The following is a 5,617-nucleotide window of genomic DNA, read 5'->3' as shown; positions in this document are numbered from 1 at the left end:
CAGTCTTCGACCACGCCGATCAGAGCCCGCCGCACCACGTCGGCGATCTCGGCACCGAGCACGCGTTCGCCCGCCGTCGGCTGGTACTCGAGATGAGTTTCATAGGGTGTGCCACGGGCGAACTGCAGCGACGCGACGCGCGTCACCGGTAGACGCAGTCCACGGTTGACGATGATGCCCATCAACTCGGCGAGCGCCGCCGGCCGGTCGCCGGACGCGCCAAGTGCGGTCGCATACGACGGCGTCAGCGACCTGAACGGATAGCCCAGCCGCAGCCATGCACGCTGGATCTCCGCGAAGGCTTCCAATTCGAGCACGTTACGGATGCGCGCGTCCTGCGCGCCCTTGTTGCGCGTCTTGAACAGCCACAAGTAGACCTCCTGCCTTTCCTCGCGGCTGGCCCCGAGTGCATCACCCAAGGTGGCGTTGGGATACCGGCGCAGATAGGCCACCACCCACAGCTCCAGCGGGTGCATGCCGGCGAGGTGGCCACGGTCGGCCAGCGACCAGCGAGCCGGCCCGTACTTGTCGTGCAGCGCTTGCAGCGTCGCGACAGACAGGTCGGCTTGAGGCAGGTGCCGCGCGAGGAAGGGCAACAGGCGGTCTGCAGCCGCGTCCGGTTCGAGGCCGTAGAAGGCCGCGGCCAACCGCGGGGGCGTCGGCCGCGCGCCGCGCTGCAGCAGGTCTTCGGCGTCCTGGGCCGACTTGCCGGCGTACTTGCGGTAGAAGCGGGTGATGAATTCACGCCCTTCCTTGTCGGCGAAGCGCGCCAGGTAGCCGCTTCGCCGGGGGTCGGAAGGATCCTCCAGCAGCACAGCACTTTCGCCTTCGCCGCGGGCCATCAGGTGATGCACCACGTCGCGCATCAGGCGAATAAACACCAGGTTCACCGAGCGCGTGAGCGCCTCCCGCACGCTCACCGAACGGTGGTTGTCCTGAGGCTCGAAGTTTTCGAAATGGTGCAAGCCGCCGCCGGTGAAGAAGCCCTCGGCGGGGCTGGCCGAGTAGCTGCGCTGCATCGCCGCCTCCAGCATGGTCGCAAGGCCCTTGTCGGTGACGCGCGCGAGATGGTCTCGGGCCCATAGCCCGAGCGGATCGAGCGGGCTGATGCTCAGCGCGGCGAGCTGCTCGGTCGACAGGTCGCTCCAGCGCCCATGCAGTTCGGCGACCAACTCGAGGTAGGTGATCAGCGTGCGTAGCTTGGCGGTGGAGCCGAGGTCAAGGCGCGCGCCTTCGTTGAGGTCGAAGGGCTGGTCGAGATTGTCGGTTTGCACGCGCAATAAATTGCTGCGTTTGCCGCGTTCGAACAGCGTGAAGCTGAAAACGATCCTGCGCGTGTCGTCGCCAGCGTTGAGCAACCGAAAACCGTACAGCCCGGCAGCCTTGGCTGCCCGCGGGTCACCCAGGCCGTGCAGCAGCGCGGTTGCGCTGCGCTGGGCTTCGCCGTCCAGCGAGCTGTCCAGCGCGAGGTCCAGCCGGTCGACATCGTAGGAGCGCGGCATCGCCAGCAGCGCTTGCAGCTTGGCGCGCACCGCTGTCGCCGCCTTCCGTTCGACGAAGGACGCGGGCCGCGTCGCGACGAACCGAGTCGACAACTTCACCGAAAGCGGCAGCGCGGCATCGCGCAACTCCGGCGTGATGATGCCGGCGTCGGTCATCACCCGCAGGTAGCTTTCGGTGAGCAGTTGAAGGGCGGGCTCGCCTTCGGCCAGGTAGTAAGCTGGGCGGCGCTGCGCGATCAGCAGTGACAGCGCTTGCCTGAAGGCGAGCGCACGACGCTGAACGCGCAACAGCCCACTGTCGTCCGCAGTGCCCGCCAACAGGCGGTTCAACTCGCCGAAATCGCGGCCGTACCAGACCCACAGGCCGTCGCCGATGCCGTTGACCTCTCCGAACCCGGGCTGGGCGGACAGCGGCACCGTGTTCAGGTAGTCGACGACGATCTCGCGACGTCGTGCCAGCGTGTTCTCACCGTCCATGTAGGCGCGCAGCGAGGCCGAGACCATCTGGCGCAGCTTTTCCTTGGCTGAATTAGTGCGGCCCTCGGGCGAGTGGCGATACTTCTCGATCTGTGTGGCGAGCGTGCTGCCACCGGCGGCTAGATGCGACTCGTCGACCCGATGCAGCAGCTGATCGGCCACCGCCTTGCCGAAGCGGTCCCACTCGACTGCGGGGTTGCGCGTGGGAAAGCGCGGGTCAAGCAGTTCGCGGTTCTCGATGAACAGCAGCGCGTCGACTAGCAGCGATGGCACCGTTTCGAAGCGTTCGTAGCTGCGCTCGGGGTAGCGTGCAGCGTTCAGCGATTGGCCGCGGCAGTCGCGCAAGCTCAGCCCAGCCTGCGTCTTCTCTCGATAGGGGACAAACAAGCCCTCGTCAGCGAACTCGAGCATCTTCGGCGACATGCGCGCTTGTGCGGAAACAGCAAAGTCCTGGCGCTTGAGGCGCTCGATCAGTTCGGGCAAGTGGTGGTAGCCGAGCCGCTCATCGAAGGGCCCGGCCCCGGGAAAGCGGATCGAAGGGCTGGGCCCAGGCAACACTTCGTAGCGCTGATCCTGCGCAACGACACTCAGCCAAGCCGCCTGCCGCTGCGACGTACGCGCCTCGTCCCTCGCCACGTAGCCGATGCCGAGGGCAACGACCAGCAGCACCGCAGCGATCGTCCACTTACCGAACCGTTTCCACAGGGAAAAGAACGTCGCGGCCGACAAGTGCGCCTCCCCAGTGGGCAAGTCACCACGACCATTCAAGGTCGCGACCCCATCCCCGACGCCACCTGCGGTGCGGTGCGCGCCGTGCTCAGCGAAGTACCAGCACGGGAATCTTGCTGTGGGTCAGCACTTTGTGCGTCTCGCTGCCAAGCAAAAATCCACGCACGCCCCGATGCCCGTGGGACGCCATGACGATCAGATCGCACCCCCTGTCTTGAGCCGTACGGATGATGAGCTCGAACGGGTGATCGCTGGTGGCCGCCACGGTGTCGCAGGCCACCCCCGCTTCCTTGGCAGCTCGGCCAATCACCGCCAAGTATCGATCGGCATACGCTTTGCAATCCGCGGAAAACTGCGACTCGATGTCCGTGAGCATTTCGGCTTGGTAGGCCAAGATGTGGAACTGCGGCATCACGTGGAGGCCCGTGACTTTGGCCTGCACGCTCTTGGCGAACTGCGAACCTCGCTCGATCGCGGCCTCGGACAACGCAGAACCATCCGTCGGCAGGAGCAGATGCTTGAACATATTGCCCTCCTATTGAGAGTAGGCGAAGCAGGGTTTCATTGTGTTCTTCGCCTTCACCCGTGCCACCCCCCGAACCGAAGGGGACGTGGAGGAACTGGCACCGCCGCACGCGCGGTAACAGGGAACGCGCCGAGCCGGCTCCGGTCCAATCAACACGATCACAGTCGCGGAGAGATTCGATGGACACGCCGTCCGCTGGTACCAGGCAGGTGCGCAAGCGCTGGGCACTCGGCGCGGTGGTTATGTACCGTTCCAGGCGGCGGCGTGGTCTAGGCACGCGGCTTCTGGGCACACGGCTTCGTCGCACGGTGATCCGTGCTTGGCACAGGACGCGAACCGGCGTGCTGATCGCATTGTCGATTCTCGTTGGCATGATCGCGCACCAGAGTATGTGGACACGTGATCTGGAGCGGCAACTCGTGCGCGAGCAGCGACACATCGCCAATCTGGCTGAATTGCTGGGCACACTCGAGGGCCAAACCCTCAAGCGCGGCGAACTCGACCTGCTGCGCGAGGAAATGAGCAGGGATCAGGCCGGTACGAACGAGCGAGTCAGGGCGCTTGAAGGCGGGTCGACAGCGGTCAGCCAGGTCATCGCCCGGTCCTCCGGTTCAGTGGCATTCGTCCAGGGAAGCTTCGGCTTTCAAGATCCAGCCACCAAGCGTGCGCTGCGCTTCGCGGTCGCCGAGAACGGAGATCCGATACGAGGGCCCAGCGGGCATTCGCAAATCACGCTCGAAGGCAACGGCCCTCGGATCGACGTCACCTTCACTGGCACGGCCTTCGTGGTGAACCGCGACGGCGTGCTGATCACCAACCGGCATGTCGCACTGCCCTGGGAGGACGGGACAGCGCTGCCAGCGCTCCAGGCGCTCGGCCTCGAACCGGTCATGCGCAGCATGCGTGGCTACTTGTCCGGTGCGAGCGAGCCCTTCGACGTGAGGTTCCTCGGCGCGAGCGACACGCACGACGTGGCCGTCTTGCAAGGTGACGGCGCGGCGCGCGATACGTCGCCACTGCTGCTGTCGAGCGACGCACCAAATCCCGGCGACGCGGCGATCCTGCTCGGATTTCCGGCCGGGATCCGAGCCCTTCTAGCGCGCGCGGGGGATGCGTTTTTCAAGGAGTTGAGCCGTCAGCCTCCCGTGGATGAAGACGAGGTCGTTCTCAAACTCGCCCAGGCGGGACTGGTCAAGCCGCTCGCGAGCCGGGGGATCGTCGGGCAGGTCTCGGGCGAAGCAATCATCTACGACGCCCAAACTGCCAAGGGAGGCAGCGGCGGGCCGGTCCTAAACTTGAAAGGCGAAGTCATCGCTGTCAATCGCGCGATGCTGCTGGAGTTCGGTGGATCGAACATCGGGGTGCCGGCCAGACACGCCCTCGATCTGCTCGAGAAGCTGAAGATCAATCCGGCGGAAGCGCCGCCAGCGCTCGCGCGTCAAAGGTGACCCCTCTGATAGAGCATTGAGAAGCCGGGTGCCGCCTCCACATTCATCAGGCGTCGTCCGCATCGCTACGTGAGCACGAGTGCGACAGGCAGACAATTGCCTCGACGCTCATGCAAAGTGAGGTGATCATGTCCCCGGACAAACTGATTGCGAAGGGCATCGGCGGATGCGTCGTTGCGCTGGGCAACTCTTCTTACCAGCTCACGGATGGCGAGCAAACAAGCGCCGTCGTCGTGCCGGTAACGCTGGTACGCGCGGAACCGTGCCTGCGTCGGTTTGCCGAGTCATCGTCGATCTCATGCGCGGCTGCCAAGGCCCGCGGCTACAGAATCATCCGTAGCTATGACGACGCGGTCGCCCATGGGCTCGCGTAGCCATTGCGTCGTGGCACAACGTGTCCAGACCAAACTTGGGAGCGAACACGCCGCGAGCGATGTACCCACCCCCCCATCAGCGTGGTTTGCACGTCGAGAGTCTCGATGTGTCGACTCAGACGGCCCCAGGGGCGGCTCAAGGCCTCGAGTGAGGTCGCGGCCAAGGCAGGGCTCGATGCCGAGGAGATCAACAAGGCGCAGGCGGGGCGCAGTGCACCCACACCCCAACTGGAGTCTCATGGTCAACCCAATCGTTCCCTGGATTGGCGGCAAGCGACGCCTGGCCGATCTGCTGATCCCGCGCTTTCCGGCGCACAAGTGCTACGTCGAGGTCTTCGCTGGCGGCGCCGCGCTGTACTTCCTTCGCCCGCCGGCGGACGTGGAAGTCATCAACGACATCAACGGCGAGCTGGTGAACCTGTACCGCGTGGTGAAGCATCACCTCGAGGAGTTCGTGCGCCAGTTCAAATGGGCGCTGTCCAGCCGCGAGGTTTTCAAGTGGATCCAGGACACGCCCGCGGAGACGCTGACCGACGTGCAGCGCGCTGCTCGGTTCTACTA

At 65.1% G+C, this 5,617-nt stretch carries 5 protein-coding genes; 3 read left to right on the top strand and 2 right to left on the bottom strand.

What is annotated here, in order from left to right:
* On the bottom strand, positions 1-2,708 hold a 2,708-nt coding region (locus AC1DXV_RS30535), incomplete at its 3' end, for a transglycosylase domain-containing protein (protein WP_477937204.1).
* Between the two features lie 88 nt (positions 2,709-2,796).
* Positions 2,797-3,234 (bottom strand): universal stress protein, encoded by a 438-nt coding sequence (locus AC1DXV_RS30530; protein ID WP_477937202.1) that lies wholly within the window; start codon positions 3,232-3,234, stop codon positions 2,797-2,799.
* A gap of 179 nt (positions 3,235-3,413) precedes the next feature.
* Here AC1DXV_RS30530 and AC1DXV_RS30525 point away from each other — a divergent pair, with 179 nt between their 5' ends.
* From AC1DXV_RS30525 to AC1DXV_RS30515, 3 genes are all read left to right on the top strand, one after another.
* Entirely contained in the window at positions 3,414-4,682 is a 1,269-nt protein-coding gene (locus AC1DXV_RS30525; protein WP_477937200.1) for a S1 family peptidase, read from the top strand.
* A gap of 128 nt (positions 4,683-4,810) precedes the next feature.
* Positions 4,811-5,056: a hypothetical protein gene (locus AC1DXV_RS30520; protein ID WP_477937198.1), complete on the top strand. Its 246-nt coding sequence runs from the start codon at positions 4,811-4,813 to the stop codon at positions 5,054-5,056.
* Positions 5,057-5,294: 238 nt separating this feature from the next.
* Positions 5,295-5,617: DNA adenine methylase (locus AC1DXV_RS30515; protein WP_477937196.1), on the top strand; the 323-nt coding region annotated here is incomplete at its 3' end.

The sequence above is a fragment of the Rhizobacter sp. P3_C12 genome (genome assembly GCF_056402735.1).
Note: the sequence above shows the minus strand (reverse complement) of the source record. Positions and strands in the feature narration are given on the sequence as shown.